Annotated in this window: 13 protein-coding genes and 3 pseudogenes; 7 read left to right on the top strand and 9 right to left on the bottom strand. The window is 69.1% G+C overall.

The genetic code is table 11. The annotated features are described in order from the left end of the window. The coding region (locus ACWD3C_RS20255) for a phosphoribosyltransferase domain-containing protein (RefSeq protein ID WP_451145716.1) at window positions 1–943 on the bottom strand (943 nt) is incomplete at its 3' end. 27 nt (window positions 944–970) lie between these two features. Further along, complete coding sequence (locus tag ACWD3C_RS20250; protein WP_451145714.1) at window positions 971–2,134, bottom strand: HpcH/HpaI aldolase/citrate lyase family protein; 1,164 nt, start codon at window positions 2,132–2,134, stop codon at window positions 971–973. A 208-nt stretch (window positions 2,135–2,342) separates the two neighbouring features. Here ACWD3C_RS20250 and ACWD3C_RS20245 point away from each other — a divergent pair, with 208 nt between their 5' ends. After that, window positions 2,343–3,200, top strand: coding sequence for a TerD family protein (locus tag ACWD3C_RS20245; RefSeq protein WP_451145712.1), 858 nt, complete (start codon window positions 2,343–2,345; stop codon window positions 3,198–3,200). 16 nt (window positions 3,201–3,216) lie between these two features. Here the strand turns inward: ACWD3C_RS20245 and ACWD3C_RS20240 are convergent, their stop codons facing one another. The 6 genes from ACWD3C_RS20240 to ACWD3C_RS20215 all read right to left on the bottom strand — a co-directional run bounded on the left by ACWD3C_RS20240 (window position 3,217) and on the right by ACWD3C_RS20215 (window position 9,189). Further along, a complete protein-coding gene (locus tag ACWD3C_RS20240) occupies window positions 3,217–3,954 on the bottom strand; it encodes a TerD family protein (RefSeq protein ID WP_451145710.1) in 738 nt (245 codons plus the stop codon). Between the two features lie 330 nt (window positions 3,955–4,284). Beyond that, window positions 4,285–5,433, bottom strand: coding sequence for a DUF475 domain-containing protein (locus tag ACWD3C_RS20235; protein ID WP_451145708.1), 1,149 nt, complete (start codon window positions 5,431–5,433; stop codon window positions 4,285–4,287). 211 nt (window positions 5,434–5,644) lie between these two features. Then, window positions 5,645–6,220: a TerD family protein gene (locus ACWD3C_RS20230; RefSeq protein WP_451145706.1), complete on the bottom strand. Its 576-nt coding sequence runs from the start codon at window positions 6,218–6,220 to the stop codon at window positions 5,645–5,647. A 194-nt stretch (window positions 6,221–6,414) separates the two neighbouring features. Continuing rightward, complete coding sequence (locus ACWD3C_RS20225; RefSeq protein ID WP_451145704.1) at window positions 6,415–6,990, bottom strand: TerD family protein; 576 nt, start codon at window positions 6,988–6,990, stop codon at window positions 6,415–6,417. A gap of 112 nt (window positions 6,991–7,102) precedes the next feature. After that, window positions 7,103–7,561, bottom strand: coding sequence for a peroxiredoxin (locus tag ACWD3C_RS20220; protein ID WP_451145702.1), 459 nt, complete (start codon window positions 7,559–7,561; stop codon window positions 7,103–7,105). 1,190 nt (window positions 7,562–8,751) lie between these two features. Then, the gene (locus ACWD3C_RS20215; protein ID WP_451145700.1) at window positions 8,752–9,189 is read right to left on the bottom strand and encodes a DUF3052 domain-containing protein; all 438 of its coding nucleotides are present in this window, start codon (window positions 9,187–9,189) and stop codon (window positions 8,752–8,754) included. Between the two features lie 462 nt (window positions 9,190–9,651). Between ACWD3C_RS20215 and aceE the strand changes: the two genes are divergently transcribed. From aceE to ACWD3C_RS20200, 3 genes and pseudogenes are all read left to right on the top strand, one after another. Beyond that, a complete protein-coding gene (aceE, locus tag ACWD3C_RS20210) occupies window positions 9,652–12,384 on the top strand; it encodes a pyruvate dehydrogenase (acetyl-transferring), homodimeric type (protein WP_451145698.1) in 2,733 nt (910 codons plus the stop codon). Window positions 12,385–12,485: 101 nt separating this feature from the next. Continuing rightward, the gene (locus ACWD3C_RS20205) at window positions 12,486–13,268 is read left to right on the top strand and encodes a potassium channel family protein (protein WP_451145887.1); all 783 of its coding nucleotides are present in this window, start codon (window positions 12,486–12,488) and stop codon (window positions 13,266–13,268) included. 248 nt (window positions 13,269–13,516) lie between these two features. Next, window positions 13,517–13,735 (top strand): annotated as a pseudogene (locus ACWD3C_RS20200) (TetR family transcriptional regulator); the annotation flags it as partial. An 18-nt stretch (window positions 13,736–13,753) separates the two neighbouring features. On the opposite strand, the pseudogene ACWD3C_RS20195 reads toward ACWD3C_RS20200, so the two are convergent. Beyond that, a pseudogene (locus ACWD3C_RS20195) lies at window positions 13,754–15,409 on the bottom strand (IS200/IS605 family accessory protein TnpB-related protein). A 172-nt stretch (window positions 15,410–15,581) separates the two neighbouring features. Here ACWD3C_RS20195 and ACWD3C_RS20190 point away from each other — a divergent pair. The 3 genes and pseudogenes from ACWD3C_RS20190 to ACWD3C_RS20180 all read left to right on the top strand — a co-directional run. After that, window positions 15,582–15,977, top strand: a pseudogene (locus ACWD3C_RS20190) (acyl-CoA-like ligand-binding transcription factor); the annotation flags it as partial. Window positions 15,978–16,122: 145 nt separating this feature from the next. Continuing rightward, window positions 16,123–17,358 carry an alpha/beta hydrolase gene (locus ACWD3C_RS20185; protein ID WP_451145696.1) on the top strand — a complete coding sequence of 412 codons (1,236 nt, stop codon included), beginning with the start codon at window positions 16,123–16,125 and terminating at the stop codon, window positions 17,356–17,358. A 66-nt stretch (window positions 17,359–17,424) separates the two neighbouring features. Further along, the gene (locus ACWD3C_RS20180; RefSeq protein ID WP_451145694.1) at window positions 17,425–18,279 is read left to right on the top strand and encodes a DUF4429 domain-containing protein; all 855 of its coding nucleotides are present in this window, start codon (window positions 17,425–17,427) and stop codon (window positions 18,277–18,279) included. Window positions 18,280–18,375: the final 96 nt, after the last annotated feature.

Raw genomic sequence — 18,375 nt, 5'->3', positions numbered from 1 at the left:
CGTCTGCCGAGACCCCGGACGCCGCAACCACACCAGCCGCGCCACCCGCTCCCCCAGCCGAGTCCCCGGGCACCTTGGACTCGCCGACCGAGCCCTCGGGCACCCCGGCCGAGCCCTCAGGCGCCGCAGCCACTCCGGCCAAGCCCCCGGACGCCTCAGCCACGCCGACCGCGCCCCCGACCAAGCCCCCAGGCCCCGCCGACGCGCCAGCCGCATCCCCGGCGTCCACGCCCCCCGCCTCGTACCGCGCGACCAGTGCCTGCCCCTTCTCCAGCACGCCTTCCGGCAGCCGTACGGTGCCCGAGGCGGCGGTCACGAGGTCCACGCGGGCGGCGATCTCGTGGGCGAAGTCCTCCAGTCGGCCGAGGTCGGCGGCGGAGCGCATGTCGACGAGGGCGACGATGACGTACCGGTCGCGCGGATAGCGGGCGTGCAGTTCGCGGATGGTGTTCAGGACGGTGTTGCCGGTGGAGAACTCGTCGTCGACGAGCACCAGTGGCCCCTCACCGGCGAGCAGGGCCGGGTCCTCCGGGAGGAGCAGGTGTGAGGTGGCGTGGGAGTGGGACTCCTCGAAGCCGCCGGCCCGGTCGACGCCCGTGACGGGCCGGCGGGTCGAGTGGAGGTAGGGCACGAGGCCGATGCCGTCGGCGACGGAGTGGCCGAGGCCGGTGGCCGTCTCGGCGTACCCGAGGACCACGGCCGCGCCCGCCGTCTCGGCGCCGAGCAGTTCCCGTACCCGTCGGCCGAGCGCGAACCCGTACCCGTACACCACGGCCGGCGACTGCGGTACGTGCTTGCCCAGCACGTTCGACACGAGCAGATGCGCCCGCTTGGGGTTGCGCCGCAGCGCGAGCCCCAGCAGGCCTCTCAGCTTGTCGTCGCCTACCAGTTCGACGCCGAGTCGCTCGGCGACCCAGGTCCCGGACCACACCACGTTGTTCATCAATTCCTTATGACTCGACAGACGGTTTCAGCCGGGCAGAGCGGCGGCCAGCAGGTCCACGAAGCCGATGTCCTCGTTGGCGACGCCGAAGACCTCGGCGCGCTGGAGGGTGCGCTCGGCCCAGGCGCGGTGCGGCTTCACCTCGTTCATCTTGTTCGTGTACGCCGACCGCAGCACGCCCCCGCCGCCCCGCTCGGGCCGCAGGATGTCCTGCGCGTCGCTGTACTCCTCGTGGCTGACCACGGACAACGCGTGCACCGGCAGCACATGCGAGGGGTGGATGCAGGTCTTGCCCTGCAGGCCGTTCGCCCGGTCGAGGGAGATCTCGCGCAGCAGCCCGTCCATGTCGTGCTCGATCAGCGCGGTACGCAGCTCCTCGGCGCCGTGGCTGAAGGGGCTCTGCCGCAGCTGTGGCTTGAACATGCGTTCCTGGGCCGCGAAGTACTCCCACACCGGCCCGGTCACCGTGTAGCCGGTGCCGTCGGCCCGGCCCAGCATGTTCACCACGTCGGCGATCACGGAGGCCACGATCTGGACGTCGTACGCGGTCATGTCGGGCGCTCTGCGCAGCCCGTACGCGGAGCAGAAGTCGGTGACGCCGAGGCGCAGCGCGAGGACCCGCTCGCGGAACTTGTCGACCGTGCGGGAGATCCCGGCCAGGGCCTCCACTCGGGTCTCCAGGTGGAGCAGCTCGGGCGACTCCAGGACCGGCATCGCGAACAGCCGCCGCCCGCAGGCCGCCTCGGCGGCGGAGAGGGCCTCCAGGAAGGGAACGCCCCGCTCCTCGGTGAACTTCGGCAGCACGAACCCGGACAGCAGCCGTACGGCCGGACCGAGCCGCGCCACCAGGTCGCCGATCTGCTCGGGGGCGCGGACGCGGATGAACAGCAGCGGAAGGTCGGCGCCGGGGCGGGCGGCGAGGTCGGCGAACTGCCCGACCAGGTTCTCCTCCGCGTCCACGACCTCCGCGTCGTCGATCGAGTCCTCCAGGCACAGCACCATCGAGACCACACCGCGCCCGGCCTGCTTGACGATGTCGTCGGCCAGACTCGGTCTGGTCGCCGGGCTGTACAGGGTCGCCCCGAGGGCCGCCGCGAGCACCCGGGCCGGTGAGTCGGCGGTGAACACGGCCGGTTCGCGGTGGAAGAGCCGCTGACGCCCCTCAGGGGCGATGTGCCCGAAATGACGCATAAAACTCCCCCGTAGCGGCTAGGCGGCCTGGCTCAAAGGTGGAAAAGGTGGCCGGTAATAGTACGTAGAGATCCATGTCTTGGGTTCCCACCGGGCATGAAGTTCAGGTAACACGGACAAACACCAGCTGTGTCGGGCGCTCGGCGGCCCGGCTTCGGGTCGTGCCCCCGCGTTGTCGTGACCAGGACCGAGAGGGCAGGATGACCGCATGACGCACGCGATGCTGAAGGGGTCGAACGTCCCGATCGAAGCCACGGCGGTCCGCGCCGTGCTGCGCTGGGCACCCGGGCAGGGCGTCCCGGAAGTCGACGTCTCGGCGCTGCTCCTCGGCCCCGACGGCCGTGTACGGTCCGACGAGGACTTCGTCTTCTACAACCAGCCCCGCCACCCCTCCGGCACGGTGCGGTGCCTCGGCAAGAAACGCGTCACCGAGGGCCCGACTGACACGATCCAGACGGACCTGGCCGGTGTCGAGTCCGAGGTCGGACAGATTCTGCTGGTCGCGTCGGCGGACGGCGTCACCTTCGACCGCGTACCGGCGCTGCGCATCCTGCTGTACGACGCCACAGCCGCCGACGGCGAACCGGTGGCGTACTTCGACATCAAGCCGGAGACCGGCGAGGAGACCGCGTTGATCTGCGGTGAGCTGTACCGGCGCGGCGGGGGCTGGAAGTTCCGCGCGCTCGGCGAGGGCTACGCCGAGGGCCTGCAGGGTCTCGCGACGAACTTCGGCATCTCGGTGGACGACTCGGAGGCCCCGGCCGAGCCGGAGCCCGACCTCTCCGTACCGCTGCCGCCCGAGCAGCCCACGAACGCGGTGCCTCCGCAGCCCTCGTACGGCTATCCCCCGGAGGCGGGCACCCAGCAGACGCCGGGCGGCGGGTACGGGTATCCGCCGCCGGCCGGCCCCGGCCCGCAGGGGAGCGGACCGGCGTACGGCTATCCGCAGGAGCCGGTGGCCGCCGGCGCCCCGGCGCCCGCGTACGGCTACCCGGGGCCCGGGGCCGGGGCGCCGGACCCGGACTTCAGGCTGCCGCCTCAAGGGCCGCAGTTCATCGGCAGGTAGGCGCCCCGGCGGGCGTTCAGCGGTCGATCTTGGACTTGTATCCCCGTCCCCACTGCAATCCCCACCCGTACAACCGGTCGAGTTCGGCCTGGAAGCCGTAGACGAACTTCACCTCGCGGCGGACGATGATCTCGCCCTTGACGTTCTCGATCATCACGATCGCGCAGGAGCGGGCCTGGGGGTGGCGTTCGTCGAGGCTGATCTCGATGCGGGGGCCGTTGCTCGGGTAGAGGGTGACGATGGCATGGGTGCGGTCGAAGGCGGGGGTCTGGTCGTATATGTAGACGAAGACCAGGAGCCGTTTGATGTCGTCGCGGTGGTCGAGGTTGACGTAGGCCGTCTCGCCGGACGACGAACCGAAGCGGTCGTCGCCGCTGAGCTTCACATACGGCGGTGAGTTGGTCTCACCGAGGAAGCCGCCGAGCGGCTGGACCACGCCCTTGGTGCCGTCGGCGAGTTCGTACATGACACCGAGGTCGAGGTCGACGTTGACCATGCTCTGGGTGTGCGCCATGACCTCTTCGGGCTTGAGGGCCTTGAAGGGGTGGCGCAGCACGCTCTGCCGCTTCGGTGCGCCGATGTCGGAGGTGCGCATCCGCCAGGACAGGTTGATGCGCAGATGGCCGGTGGCGGCGCCCTGTTTGGTGAGCGAGACCCGGTGGTGCCGTTTGGTCAGTTCGATGGCGTTGCTCGCCGCGCTGCCCGCGTCGAACTCCGTCGCGCGTCCGCGCCACAGACTGTCCAAGAAGCTCATGCCCGCCCCCTCAACCTCGTTGTCCTGTCCGTCGATCGCCACGTCAACCGCCGCGGGGCGGCCGCTGAGAGCCTGTGTCACATCCCCGGCCGGGGATGTGACACAGGCTCTCAGGACTCATCCTCGACGACCGCCCCGCACAGAGCGTTCCTCACCCGGATCGGGTTCACACACACGGTTCGCACACACGCCGGGTGCCCTACGGCAAGTGAGCCGAAGGGGCGCGCCGGAGGCGACAGGCCGAACGCGTGGAGGCCCGACGAAGGAGGGTCGAGCACGATCGGCCTGTCGACACCGGCTACAGCGCCCCGGAGGCGAACCGAGCCTCAATCAAAGGTGCGCCGAGACCTCGGCCTTCTCGCCCGAGGACTCAGCTTTTCCCTCCGCTGCCGCGAGCGCGCGGTTGCGGCGGACGGAGGACCAGAAGGACCAGCCGATCAGGAAGACGCCGATGAGGCCGGTGATGAACTCGCTGATCTCGTACTGGATGGTGACCAACAGGATCACGGCGAGGGCACCGATGGCGTAGTGCGCGCCGTGCTCCAGGTAGACGTAGTCGTCGAGGGTGCCCTGGCGGACCAGGTAGACGGTGAGGGACCGGACGTACATGGCGCCGATGCCGAGGCCGAGGGCCATCAGGACGATGTCGTTGGTGATGGCGAAGGCGCCGATCACGCCGTCGAAGGAGAAGGACGCGTCGAGGACCTCAAGGTAGAGGAACATGAAGAACGCGGCCTTGCCGGCCAGGGCGACCGCCGAGCGCGGCTTACCGGCACGCGCGGCCTCTTCCTCCTCCTCGTGCTCGCGTTCCTCCTCTTCCTCGATCCTGTCCTCAAAGAAGCCGGAGAGACCGCCGACCACGAGATACGTGATCAGACCCGCGATGCCGGAGAGCATGACCGTCTCGGCCTTGTCGACATGGGTGCCGCCGTGCTGGTGGGCGTTGGCGGCGAAGGTCATCGCAGAGATCAGCAGCACGATCAGGGCGATGCAGACCGACAGCATGTCGATCTTGCCGAGCTTGGCCAGCGGCCGCTCCAGCCAGGCCAGCCACTTGATCTCACGGTCCTCGAAGACGAAGTCGAGGAAGATCATCAACAGGAACATGCCACCGAACGCGGCGATCGCCGGGTGAGCGTCGGTGACCAGTTCCTGGTAGCGGTCCTTGTCGCTGAGCGCGAGGTCGACGGCCTCGATCGGGCCCATCTGGGCGCTGACGGCGACGATCACGACGGGGAAGACCAGTCGCATGCCGAAGACGGCGATGAGGATGCCGATGGTGAGGAAGATCCGCTGCCAGAAGGCATTCATCTTCTTCAGGATGCCGGCGTTGACTACCGCGTTGTCGAAGGAGAGCGAGATCTCGAGAATGGACAGGATCGCGACGATCCCGAACGCGGTCCATCCGCCGAAGAGGATCGCTGCGACCAAGCCGAGCGCGGTGACCGCGAACGACCAGCCGAAGGTTTTCAGAACCACTGGCTACCCAATCGTATGTGTACGGGGTTCCCCCGCGCCGCGCGCGGCTTTACCGAACATTGACTCCGGAGTCTAGTCGGCACCCTCCCCGGGCGGACTGGTGGGCCCAGCCACCCGGGGAGGGGCAGGTCCACGCGCTCGGACCACTGTCCACGCGCTGTCAGCCCGCCATGTTCCTGATCTTCCCGCCGTCATCCGGCCGCGAACGGCCTCACGAGACGTTGACCCCGAAGTCCAGGGCGATGCCCCGCAGCCCGGAGGCGTACCCCTGTCCCACGGCGCGGAACTTCCATTCGCCGCCGTAGCGGTAGACCTCGCCGAAGATCATGGCGGTCTCGGTGGAGGCGTCCTCGCTCAGGTCGTAGCGCGCGATCTCCTGGCCGTCGGCCTGGTTGACGACGCGGATGAAGGCGTTGCTGACCTGACCGAAGCTCTGGCCGCGGTTCTCGGCGTCGTGGATGGAGACCGGAAAGACGATCTTGTCGCAGTTGGCCGGCACCTTCGACAGGTCGATCAGGAGCGACTCGTCGTCGCCCTCGCCCTCACCGGTGAGGTTGTCACCGGTGTGCTCGACCGAGCCGTCGGGGCTCTTGAGCTGGTTGTAGAAGATGAACCACTCGTCGCCCATCACCCGGCCCGATTGACACATCAGCGCGCTGGCGTCCAGGTCGAAGTCGGCGCCCGTGGTGGTACGAACGTCCCAACCGAGCCCGATCATCACCTGTGTGAGGTTCGGTGCGGCTTTGGAGAGGGAGACATTGCCCCCCTTGGCGAGCGTGACGCCCATAGTGCTGGTCCTCCCCGAGTCGAGCTGTGGTGGTGGTACGCGTCGGTACGAGTGCGTCCGGCGCCGCACGTGGTGGATGTGCGACGCCGGACGGCGGAGCGTGCACCGATCACGGGCCGGCCGGTGACCGGTGCCGGTGGCCGGTCACGGACGACCGACGACCCGTGATGCGGTGACGCGATCGATTTGATCGGCTAGACGTTCACACCGAAGTCCTGGGCGATGCCGCGCAGGCCCGAGGCGTAGCCCTGGCCGATGGCGCGGAACTTCCACTCCGCGCCGTGCCGGTAGAGCTCACCGAAGACCATGGCGGTCTCGGTGGAGGCGTCCTCGGACAGGTCGTAGCGGGCGATCTCGGTGCCGCCGGCCTGGTTCACGACGCGGATGAACGCGTTGCGGACCTGGCCGAAGGACTGCTGGCGGTTCTCGGCGTCGTAGATCGAGACCGGGAAGACGATCTTGTCGACGTCGGCCGGGACGCCCGCGAGATTGACCTTGATCTGCTCGTCGTCGCCCTCGCCCTCACCGGTGAGGTTGTCACCGGTGTGCTCGACCGAGCCGTCGGGGCTCTTGAGATTGTTGAAGAACACGAAGTTCTGGTCGTTGGCGACCTTGCCCGCCCCGTCCACCAGCAGGGCGCTGGCGTCCAGGTCGAAGTCGGTGCCGGTGGTGGTGCGGACGTCCCACCCCAGACCGACGATGACCGCGGTCAGGCCCGGGGCCTCCTTGGTCAGCGATACGTTGCCGCCCTTGCTGAGGCTGACTCCCACGAGTCCTCCATTGGTGTCCAGGGGCGGGGAGCCCCGTCGTGCGTTGGTGTCGGATCAACGATTCGATCCTAGTGAGGGGTTCCCGCCCTGCGCAGGCCCTGGGGACCGAGAATCACAAGGTGTCGAGCGCTTTGATGTACTCATTCAGGTCACGGGCGTCCGGGAGAGCGTTGACGACGGTCCAGCGGACCACACCCTCCTTGTCGATGATGAACGTGCCGCGGACCGCGCAGCCCTTGCCCTCGTCGAAGACGCCGTACGCCCGTGAGGTCTCGCCGTGCGGCCAGAAGTCGGAGAGCAGGGGGTACTCGAAGCCCTCCTGCTCCGCGAAGACGCGCAGGGTGTGGATGGAGTCGTTGGAGACGGCGAGCAGTTGGGTGTCGCGGGCGGAGAACTTCGGCAGGTTGTCGCGGAGGGCGCACAGTTCGCCGGTGCAGACTCCGGTGAAGGCGAACGGGTAGAAGAGCACGACCACGTTCTTCGCGCCGCGGAACTCCGAGAGCCGGACGGTCGCGCCGTGGTTGTCCTTCAGCTCGAAGTCCGGCGCCTTGTCGCCAACCTGAATCGCCATGACGTTACGCCCTCCCATGGGTCTGTCCGAGTGACGCCCACCCTACGCACCCCCCGCGTCCCTCGCCCCCGCCGCCCCTACCCGTCCCATCCCCAGGGGCTCCGCCCCTTCGACCCCGGCCCTTCGGGGATGGGGGTGGGTGGGCAGCTTGCGGGTGGAGGCTGTGGAGGCTTTGGGCTGGGGAGCTTTGAGGGGCGGGTGGGTGCTTTGGGCTGGGTGGGAGGGTTCGGCGCGTGGGAGTGGGGTGGGTGAGTGGGGTGTGTGCGGGTGAGCGGGGGTTCCTGTGGGATCGGCCTGAACGGCCTCGTCCTCAAACGCCGGACGGGCTGATTGCACCTGGCCTGGGCTGAAAAGGCTCGGCACAGAGCCGGAGAGGCTTGGCACAGGGCCGGAGAGGCTTGGCACAGGGCCGGAGGCTTTTGGAGCGAACCCACAGAACCACCAGCAGCATTGCATTGACGATGTGGTGCAGCGGTGCGGAGTTCACGACTCCGCAGATCAATCAAGCAGGGCAGCCACCTGCGCGCCGGATCACGGCGCTGACACCCGCGAGCAGCACGGCTGACTGGGGGCAAGCCGACCGGCGTACTCCGCCACAGCACTGAGCGGACCCGCGCGGTCCGCATGGCTACACCACCCGACGGGACGCCACCCGGAGCCGGAGGAGCTCGGCGCGGGACCGGAGGAGCTCGGCGCGCAGCCGGAAAGGCCCGGCACGGAACCGGAAAAGCCCGGCGCAGCACCCGAGGAGCTCGGCGCGCAGCCGGAAAGGCCCGGCACGGAACCGGAAAAGCCCGGCGCAGCACCCGAGGAGCTCGGCGCGCAGCCGGAAAGGCCCGGCACGGAACCGGAAAAGCCCGGCGCAGCACCCGAGGAGCTCGGCGCGCAGCCGGAGGGGCTCGGCGCAGCCGGAAAGGCTTGGTACAGAGGTGGAGCTGGGGAGGTGTGGCGTAGGGAGCGTGGGTGGTGGTCCGGGCTGGAGCCGTGCCCCTTCCAGGGGCGCGGGGGTGTATCGATATGCGGCTCCGCCGCGTGGGCGCGGCCAGCCACACACGACCCGCAGCTCCCCTGAAAGCCGCAGCACCCCGGCACGGGGTTGAAGGGGCGGAGCCCCTGGGGGATGGGACGGGTAGGGGCGGCGGGGGCGAGAACAGCTCAACGCGGCGTATCGCACCCGCCCCCGCCCCGCCTCACCTCTTGGACTTGGCCGCCTTCGGGGTCACCAGCCGGCTGCCGCTCCAGTCCTTGCCGACGCTGACGCTCTTCGTCGCGGACAGCCCCGCGGTCGTCGCGGCTTCGGAGATGTCACTCGGCTCCACATATCCGTCCCGCCCGGTCTTGGGCGTCAGCAGCAGGATCGAGCCGCCCTCTTCGACATACGTGGTGGCATCCACCAGCACATCGGTCAGGTCGCCGTCCTCGTCGCGGAACCACAGCACCACGGCGTCAGCCACGTCGTCGTAGTCCTCGTCGACGAGCTCGCTGCCGATGACTTCCTCAATGGACTCGCGGAGCTCCTGGTCGACGTCGTCGTCGTAGCCGATCTCCTGGACCACCTGCTCGGGCTGGAACCCCAGCCTCGCGGCAGGGTTCGTCCGCTCCTCCGCGTGGTCCGCGGTCGCGCTCACGGGTTGCCTCCTGATCATGTTTCGGTTGGGGTCGCCCCCAGGGAAGTTCAGCCACGCGCGTACGCGAAGCATTGGCCGTAGTCCACACGGGCGGGGCGGATCGCGCAAGTACCCAGCCGTTGAGACCGCCGAAACGGTGACGATCCCGGCCGTGTCGCCGCAACTCCAGGCATGGAATCACGAACCGCCGTGACAGACACCACACCGTTCTGCCCGTTTTATGAGTTTGGGAACCACCCGAGGGTACGGGACCCGAATGCGTTTACGGAAACGCGTTACGCACTGGGCGTATCGTTGCGTTTTGACCGAACCGGCCCCAAGAACCCCTGGCCGAACCGGTTACCGCGCGGTAGAGATGACGTTTGCGTTCCCGAGGTACACGATGGGGAACGGTGCAGGCACAGAGAAGAACCCGTAGCAAGAGCCCATTGAAGAGTGGCCCTCTGAGAGCGAAGGAACAGCGTGGCTTCCGGATCCGATCGCAACCCGATCATCATTGGCGGCCTCCCGAGTCAGGTCCCTGACTTCGACCCCGAGGAAACCCAGGAGTGGCTCGATTCGCTCGACGCCGCCGTCGACGAGCGGGGCCGTGAGCGCGCCCGCTACCTCATGCTGCGGCTGATCGAGCGGGCCCGCGAGAAGCGCGTGGCCGTGCCCGAGATGCGCAGCACGGACTACGTCAACACCATCGCCACCAAGGACGAGCCGTTCTTCCCGGGCAACGAGGAGATCGAGCGCAAGATCCTCAACGCGACCCGGTGGAACGCGGCCGTGATGGTGTCGCGGGCCCAGCGGCCCGGCATCGGGGTCGGCGGTCACATCGCGACCTTCGCCTCCTCGGCCTCCCTCTACGACGTGGGCTTCAACCACTTCTTCCGCGGCAAGGACGAGGGCGACGGCGGGGACCAGATCTTCTTCCAGGGGCACGCTTCGCCGGGCATCTACGCCCGCGCGTTCCTCCTCGACCGCCTCGGCGAGCAGCACCTCGACGGCTTCCGGCAGGAGAAGTCCAAGGCGCCGTACGGGCTGTCCAGCTACCCGCACCCGCGCCTGATGCCGGAGTTCTGGGAGTTCCCGACCGTGTCGATGGGTCTCGGCCCGATCGGCGCGATCTTCCAGGCGCGGATGAACCGGTACATGGAGGCGCGCGGCATCGCGGACACCTCCAAGTCCCACGTTTGGGCGTTCCTCGGCGACGGCGAGATGGACGAACCCGAGTCGCTCGGGCAGCTGTCCATCGCCGCCCGTGAGGGGCTCGACAACCTGACCTTCGTCGTGAACTGCAACCTGCAGCGGCTCGACGGACCCGTGCGCGGTAACGGGAAGATCATCCAGGAGCTGGAGTCGGTCTTCCGGGGCGCCGGCTGGAACGTCATCAAGCTGGTGTGGGACCGGACGTGGGACCCGCTGCTCGCGCAGGACCGCGACGGTGTGCTGGTCAACAAGATGAACACCACGCCGGACGGCCAGTTCCAGACGTACGCCACCGAGACGGGCGCGTACATCCGGGACCACTTCTTCGGCGACGACCACCGGTTGCGCTCGATGATCGAGAACATGACCGACGACCAGATCCTGCACCTGGGCCGCGGCGGTCACGACCACCGGAAGATCTTCGCGGCGTTCTCGGCGGCCAAGGCGCACAAGGGCCAGCCGACGGTGATCCTCGCCAAGACGATCAAGGGCTGGACGCTGGGCCCGAACTTCGAGGGCCGCAACGCGACCCACCAGATGAAGAAGCTGACGGTCGCCGACCTCAAGCACTTCCGCGACCGGCTCCATCTGCCCATCTCCGACAAGGATCTGGAGGGCGGGCTGCCGCCGTACTACCACCCGGGGCGGGACTCGGAGGAGATCCAGTACATGCACGACCGCCGCAAGGGGCTGGGCGGGTACGTCCCGACCCGTGTCGTGCGGTCGAAGCCGCTGGAGCTGCCGGGCGACAAGACGTACGCGACCGTGAAGAAGGGTTCGGGTCAGCAGTCGATCGCCACGACCATGGCGTTTGTACGGCTGCTGAAGGACCTCATGCGGGACAAGGAGATCGGCAAGCGGTTCGTGCTGATCGCGCCCGACGAGTACCGCACGTTCGGCATGGACTCGTTCTTCCCGAGCGCGAAGATCTACAACCCGCTGGGCCAGCAGTACGAGGCCGTGGACCGGGATCTGCTCCTCGCGTACAAGGAGTCGCCGACCGGGCAGATGCTGCACGACGGCATCTCGGAGGCGGGCTGCACGGCGTCGCTGATCGCGGCGGGTTCGGCGTACGCGACGCACGGCGAGCCGCTCATCCCGGTGTACGTCTTCTACTCGATGTTCGGTTTCCAGCGCACCGGCGACCAGTTCTGGCAGATGGCCGACCAGCTGGCGCGCGGTTTCGTCCTGGGTGCGACCGCCGGTCGTACGACGCTGACCGGTGAGGGTCTCCAGCACGCGGACGGCCACTCGCAGCTGCTCGCGTCGACCAACCCGGGCTGTGTCTCGTACGACCCGGCGTTCGGTTACGAGATCGCGCACATCGTGCGGGACGGGCTGCGGAGGATGTACGGGCCCGAGAGCGAGGACGTCTTCTACTACCTCACCGTCTACAACGAGCCGATCCAGCACCCCGCCGAGCCGGCGAACGTGGACGTCGAGGGCATCCTCAAGGGCGTCCACCGCTTCAGCGAGGGTGAATCGGGCTCGATCCCGGCGCAGATCATCGCGTCCGGAGTCGCGGTGCCGTGGGCGGCCGAGGCGCAGCGGATCCTCGCCGAGGAGTGGAACGTGCGCGCCGACGTCTGGTCGGCGACCTCCTGGAACGAGCTGCGCCGCGAGGCCGTGCAGTGCGAGGAGTACAACCTGCTGCACCCCGAGGAGGAGCAGCGGGTGCCGTATGTGACACGGAAGCTGAGCGGGGCCGAGGGGCCGTTCGTGGCCGTTTCCGACTGGATGCGGAGCGTTCCCGACCAGATCTCACGGTGGGTGCCCGGCACGTACACCTCGCTCGGCGCCGACGGGTTCGGCTTCGCCGACACCCGTGGGGCTGCCCGGCGCTACTTCCACATCGACGCGCAGTCGATCGTGGTCGCGGTGCTCTCCGAGCTGGCGCGCGAGGGCAAGGTCGACCGGTCGGTGCTCAAGCAGGCCGTCGACCGCTACCAGCTGCTGGACGTGGCGGCGGCCGATCCGGGGGCGGCGGGCGGCGACGCGTAGTCCGCCGCCGGGCCGACCCGGTCCGCCGCAGGGGCGGCGGCACCTTCGGGTGCCGCCGCCCTCTCTCCTTCTTGCGATTTCCTACGATGCTCCCCATGACCATGACCGAACAGACCGCCCGGGACCACTGGGAGCGACGCACCCAAGGCCCGCTCCTGCTGCTGGCCGTGTTCTTCGCGGTCGCGTACGCCGTGCCGATCGTGGTCCCGAATGCCCCCGGATCCGTCCTTACCGCGTGCCACGTCACGAACTGGGCCGTGTGGGGTGTGTTCGCCGTCGACTACGTGGTCAGGCTGTGGCTCTCCGAGGACCGCCTGCGCTTCGTGCGCGGCAATCCGCTGGCGCTGCTCGCGGTGGCGCTGCCGCTGGTGCAGCCGCTGCGGCTACTCAGGCTGGTGTCGCTGCTGCTGCTCGTCGGGCAGCGGGCGCGGCTGGCTTCGCAGGTCAGGGTCACCACATATGTCGCGGGCTCCTGTATGGGGCTGCTGGTCTTCGGTGCGCTGGCCGTGCTGGAAGTGGAGCGGGGTCGGCCGGAAGCATCCATCCAGTCACTGGAGGACGCCATCTGGTGGGCGTTCACCACGATGACCACCGTGGGATACGGCGACATGGCGCCGACGACCGGGCTGGGCAGGGTGCTGGCCATCGGGCTGATGCTCTCCGGGATCGCCCTCCTCGGTGTCGTCACCGCCAACATCGCCGCGTGGTTCATCGCCCAGTTCGACAAAGAGGACATCGAGGAGCAGCGGCAGACGGAGGCGATCGAGATCCTGACGGAGGAGGTACGGGCCCTTCGGGCGGAGGTGGCCGCACTGTCGGGTTCGGCACCCGCGCCTTCCGTACCGCGGCCCGTGTCGGGGGCTCTGGAGGAACAGGGGCGTTAGCGCGCCGACCCATACGGGTACCGAGGGCTCGATTCACGTACTTTCGGGTCCCGTGAATCCGTAACGTCGTAACTCCGTAGAGCCTGCTTGCGCGCTGCCCCCCTCCGGCAGCGCGCCGCAGACCATCAGTGCGTCCTCCGTGCCGTACGGCCATATGCCCATCGGCCATGCCGTACGGAGGACTTGACCCACTGTCACCCGCGGCGCGCATCCGGTGCGAGGAATCTTTAGCGTTGTCACCCGGATAGGTGAACCCCGCCGCAAACCGGCTCCGAGGCGGAGCCTCAGAACAGCGCACCCGGGACGCACTCGTGCGGGTCACCCGGGAGCTGTTCACCACGCAAGGCTACGAGGACACGACCGTCGACGAGATCGCCGAGGCCGTCGGTGTCTCGCAGCGCACCTTCTTCCGCTACTTCCCTGGCAAGGAGGAGGCCGCGTTCGCCCTCCACGACATGGTGCAGGCCCGCTCCACGAAACCGTTCCTAGAGACTGAGCGGGAGTGAGTCCTGTTGCCAGGACTCATGCTCAGCCAAACGCCCCGGACGGTGTTGGGCGTTCTGGTCCCCCGCTTTCGCTCCGCGTCCGGCGCGCACGGATCGTGTCCGTGGTCCGGGGGCGCGGGAGCGGCCCGCGGCCGGAGGCCGCTGATCAACACAGCCTCACGCCCCGGGATGCCCGGTCGGGCCTGGGCGGTCCGATGCCCGTAACGATCGCTCTGGTCGTTACGGGGCGGTGCCGTCCGTCGCCGGATCGGGTGTCCCAGGGCGCGCCTGCCGATCGCCACGGCGGCCGCGTCGTGGCGAGATGTCTTCCTGGTGTGGGTGGTGAGGGGTTTCTGCCAGTGCTGGGCGCCCCAGCGGGAGGTGTAGGCCGGGTCCACGGCGATGACGGGGATGCCGAGTTCGGCAGCCATGGACACCAGCCGGGCCCGCAGCTTGCTGACGGGCATGCCGGAGATGAGGTTGCGGAAGCGCTTGCGGCGGCCGTGCTTCTCGCGGGTCTTCTCCATGGTGAAGTCGAGGTCTTCGATGGCGATGGCGAGGCTGTGACGCCGGGCCCAGTGCAGCAGGCGGATCAGCGCGTGCCTCACCTGGGCATCACGGTGATCGGCGGTGCCGGACAGGTCGTAGCCGAAGCGGAGAGGCTCGCCGAGGGGGTTGCCGTGTTCGTCGAGTCGCCAGGCGGCCAGGTGGTCGGCGTTGGGTGTCCACCCCGACCAGGCCCCTCGCGCGGGCCGCCTCCGGCGGCACCGTCTGGATGGGCGGGATGGTCCAGGACGCGGTCAGGTACCAGCGTCCACGCTGCACGTCTTCGTGGATGCGATAGGCCACGGCCCGGTTGGCGGTGACCCGGTCGGCCCACTGCTCGCCCCGGTGGGAGAAGCTCACCCGTGCGGTGAGCACGTAGCGGCCGTGCGGGGCGTTGGCCAGGTGTGCCAGCGGCGCCGGGAGCTTGATCGAGACCTCGCCGTCGTCGGTGACGCGGAGGGTCTCGTTGCCGTACCGCTTGCCGGACTCGCCATCGGCCTGGAGGAAGCGCCGCCCGGCCTGCCACCGGGCGCGCCACCCGGCCTCGGTGAGCTGCGCCTGCTCCAGATGATGGCGGGTGTTCAGCAGGCCTTTCCCGCCGCGCACCACACGCACGACCCCGGCCTCACAGTCCGCCCGCGCCGCCTGAAGCCGGTCTTCGAGCACGTGCAGGCGGCGGGACTTGGCGAACCACTCCCGCTTGCTGCGGTAGCCGCCCGGCGCCTGCTTGCTGCCCTTCGCCCCGACCGGGAGGGACAGCCGGTGCGTGATCGTCGCGATTCCGGCCTGAAGGCTCTGGATGTGCGCGAGCTGGCAGCGCCGGGCCAGCGCCCACTGATCGTGGGTGGCCTTCGTGACCGCCCCGGCCCAGCGCGAGGAGGACTCCCGCGTCAGGGTGCGCTTGCGCTCGGCCCACCGCTCGGCGTCGTGGTCCAGCCCGGCCGCACACCGCGCCTTCAGATCCCGGGACGCGAGCGTACCGAGCAGGTCACCGACCAGGCGCAGCACCGTCTCGTCCCCGGCGGTCAGGTGCTTGAGCCGAGTGCGGACCGCGACTCCCGAGGGGCCGGGCACCACGAACGGCGCCGCCACCTCCCGCAGCCCACCCACACCTTCACCCCCGGCCCGGTGTCGCAGAAATCCGTCACCACACCCAACGACCACCACCGGGCGAAGGTCACGCATTCGACGCAAGAACTCTCGTTCACTTCCCGTGAGTGCGCCAGTCGCCGCCCGAAGACTCACTCATGCACGCCAGAACACGCTCAAACACCCTTGAACACCACCTGTTCACACCCCCTTGGAGGCGCTGCGCAACGCCGTCCTGGAGGGCTGGGACACGATGGGCGAGGCCGTCGAGCAGGTCGTACCGCGGGAACTGCACCTGCGCACCTTCCAGTTGATCGAGTCGACGCCCACCCTCCTCGCCGCCCGTCTGCGCCGCTCCGACGCGATGGCGGAGCGGCTCGCGCGGATCATCGCCGAGCGCGAGGGACTTGACGTGGACGCCGATCCTCGGCCGCGCGTGCTGGTGGCCGTGTTCGGCGGCGTGATGAGGGTCACAGAACGGCAGTGGTGCGCGGGCGAGGACCTCAGCGTCGACGCCATCCGCGCGCTGACGACGTCGTATCTCGACGCCCTGGGGCCGTCGTTGACGGAGAAGTGGCGTACGGGGTGAGGGCCTCGACAGCCGCGGCCGGCCGCAGGTGGTCACGCACGGCCATGGGTGCTCACGCGTACTACCGGAATCACCCGTGATCGAAACGTGATCCCTCTCACTTGGTTAACGCGAGACCCGTTCGTTCTCCTAGTGTGTCCTTTCAGTGACTTCCTTCGGCCCCTCTCCCCAAGCTCCGCCATCTCCCCGACTCAACGTCTGGCGCGCGCTGCTCGCCCTGGCCGTGGTGTTCGTGATGCTGGCGACCACCGGCTGGACCGCGATCCGCAGCGACCGTGTCCAGTCCCCGCTCGATGCCTCGCTCTCCGCATGGGAGAACGGCCACATCAACGGACGTGCGCTGCCGGACCCCGAATCCTCCCCGAACCGGCTGGCGCGCTTCTTCGCCTCGCTCACACCCCACCAGAGCAGCCGCCTCGCCCACCGCTATCCGCTCGTGGTCGGCAACATGAACGGCGCCCCCATCGCCCTGCGCTACCGGGCCAACCGGGTCGCGCTCGGCCAGCAGCTCGCGATCGAGCGCAAGCGCACGCACGACGTCCGGCTCTCCGTCGACGGCCAGCACGAGGCAGACCGCCGTGTGCAGCGCTACTCCACGCTGATCAGCGAGAACCGGCAGATCCTCGCCTTCGACCCCGAGGGCACCGGCCGGATCGCCGAGGTCTTCGGCGACCTCGCCGAGGCCGAACGCGTCTCGGTCGTCGTCCCCGGCGTCGACACGGACCTGCTCTCCTTCGAGCGCACCGACCGCGAGTACTCGGCACCCGTCGGCATGGCCCGCTCCCTGTACCGGGCCGAGCACGAGGCCGGTCCCGCCACGCGTACGGCCGTGATCGCCTGGGCCGACTACACCGCACCCGACGGCCTCGGCATGGACTCCGCCACCGCGCTGCGCGCCGAGCAGGGCGCGGTACGACTGAACGCGCTGGTCAGATCGTTGCCAGGCAGCTCACCCGTGGCGCTGTACTGCCACAGCTACGGCTCCGTCGTCTGCGGGGTCGCCGCACGCGAACTGCCGGCCCGGGTCTTGGACATCGCGGTCGCGGGCAGCCCCGGCATGCGCGCCGCGAAGGTCTCCCAGCTGCACTCCGCCGCTCGCGTGTGGGCGATGCGGGACGCCGACGACTGGATCGAGGGCGTGCCCAACCTGGAGTTCGGCGGGCTCGGCCACGGCGCCGACCCGGTCTCCGACGAGTTCGGGGCGCGCGTGCTGTCCGCGGCCACCGCCCAGGGACACAACGGCTATTTCGAGCCGGGCACGGACAGCCTGCGCAACTTCGCCGCGATCGGCATTGGTGCGTACCGCACCGTGGAGTGCGCGCACGAGGATGACGCGTGCCGGGAGGGTTTGCCCGCCACCGTCGCGGCCGGACGCGCGTAGAGAACGAGAAACCGCGGTCCGCCGAGGGACGGGACTTCGTCGCGCCTCCCGCTTACGATGAGCCGCATGGGTGACGTACTGGCCGGATTTCATGCCGCCTGGGAGTTCGAGTCCGACTCCGTGCTCATCCGCTTCGAACGGGGGATCCGGACGCCGAAACTGTTCCAGGCGCTCGGCGAACGCCGTATCCCCCTGGAGGCGATCGCCGGGGTGACCCTGACCCCCGGCAAGCGCGGAACGGTCGTCCTGCACGCCGTGCCGAGAGACGGCGCCGATCCGCTGATGGAGGCCGCGGCGGGCCAGCTCAAGGCGTCGTGCGACCCGTACCGGCTGGTGCTCCCCGCCGAACGCGAGACCCTCGCCGAGTACTACGCCGACGAACTGCGCGCACGGCTCACCGCGGAGGGCCCCGCCGAACGCCACCTCGTGACGGCGCCCCCGGCACCGCGCCGCTTCAAGGCGTACGACGGGAAGGCCTCCTTCGACGGCAAGGCGGTCTCCTTCCGCTGGTTCTGGACCGGGGCCTCCTCCGCCAAGTGGAAGGCCGGCGACCAGAAGTTCCCGGTCACCGGCCTCAGCGGCGTCGAGTGGCGCTCCCCCGAGCTGTTCGAGGGCCACCTGCGGCTGCTGCCCCGCGCGTCCGCTCCGCCGCCGCCCGCCCAGGCCGACCAGGACCCGGCGGCCGTGGTGTTCGGCCTCGGGTACGGGCCGGTGCACGAGTCACTGCCGTTCGCGGCGGCGGTGCTCGATGCGGTGCGGAAGTGCTCCGCGGACACGGCCGTCCCGGCTGCGGCTGCGCCGCGCCGGGATCCCGCGGATATCGCCGAGCGGATACGTCACCTTGGGGAACTGCATCAGGCGGGGCTGGTGACGGATGAGGAGTTCTCTGTGAAGAAGGCGGAACTCCTCGCGGAGCTTTAGCGCAAGGCCGTGAAGTTACGGCTTCGGAGGCGCTGACAAGTACGCGCTGATCTGCGGTGACTCGGGACGTAAGAAGCGGAGCCCCGGTAGAACTGG

The sequence above is a fragment of the Streptomyces sp. NPDC002845 genome (assembly GCF_053591955.1).
The sequence above is the reverse complement of the archived record's forward strand: the minus strand, read 5'-3'. Positions and strand labels throughout refer to the sequence as shown.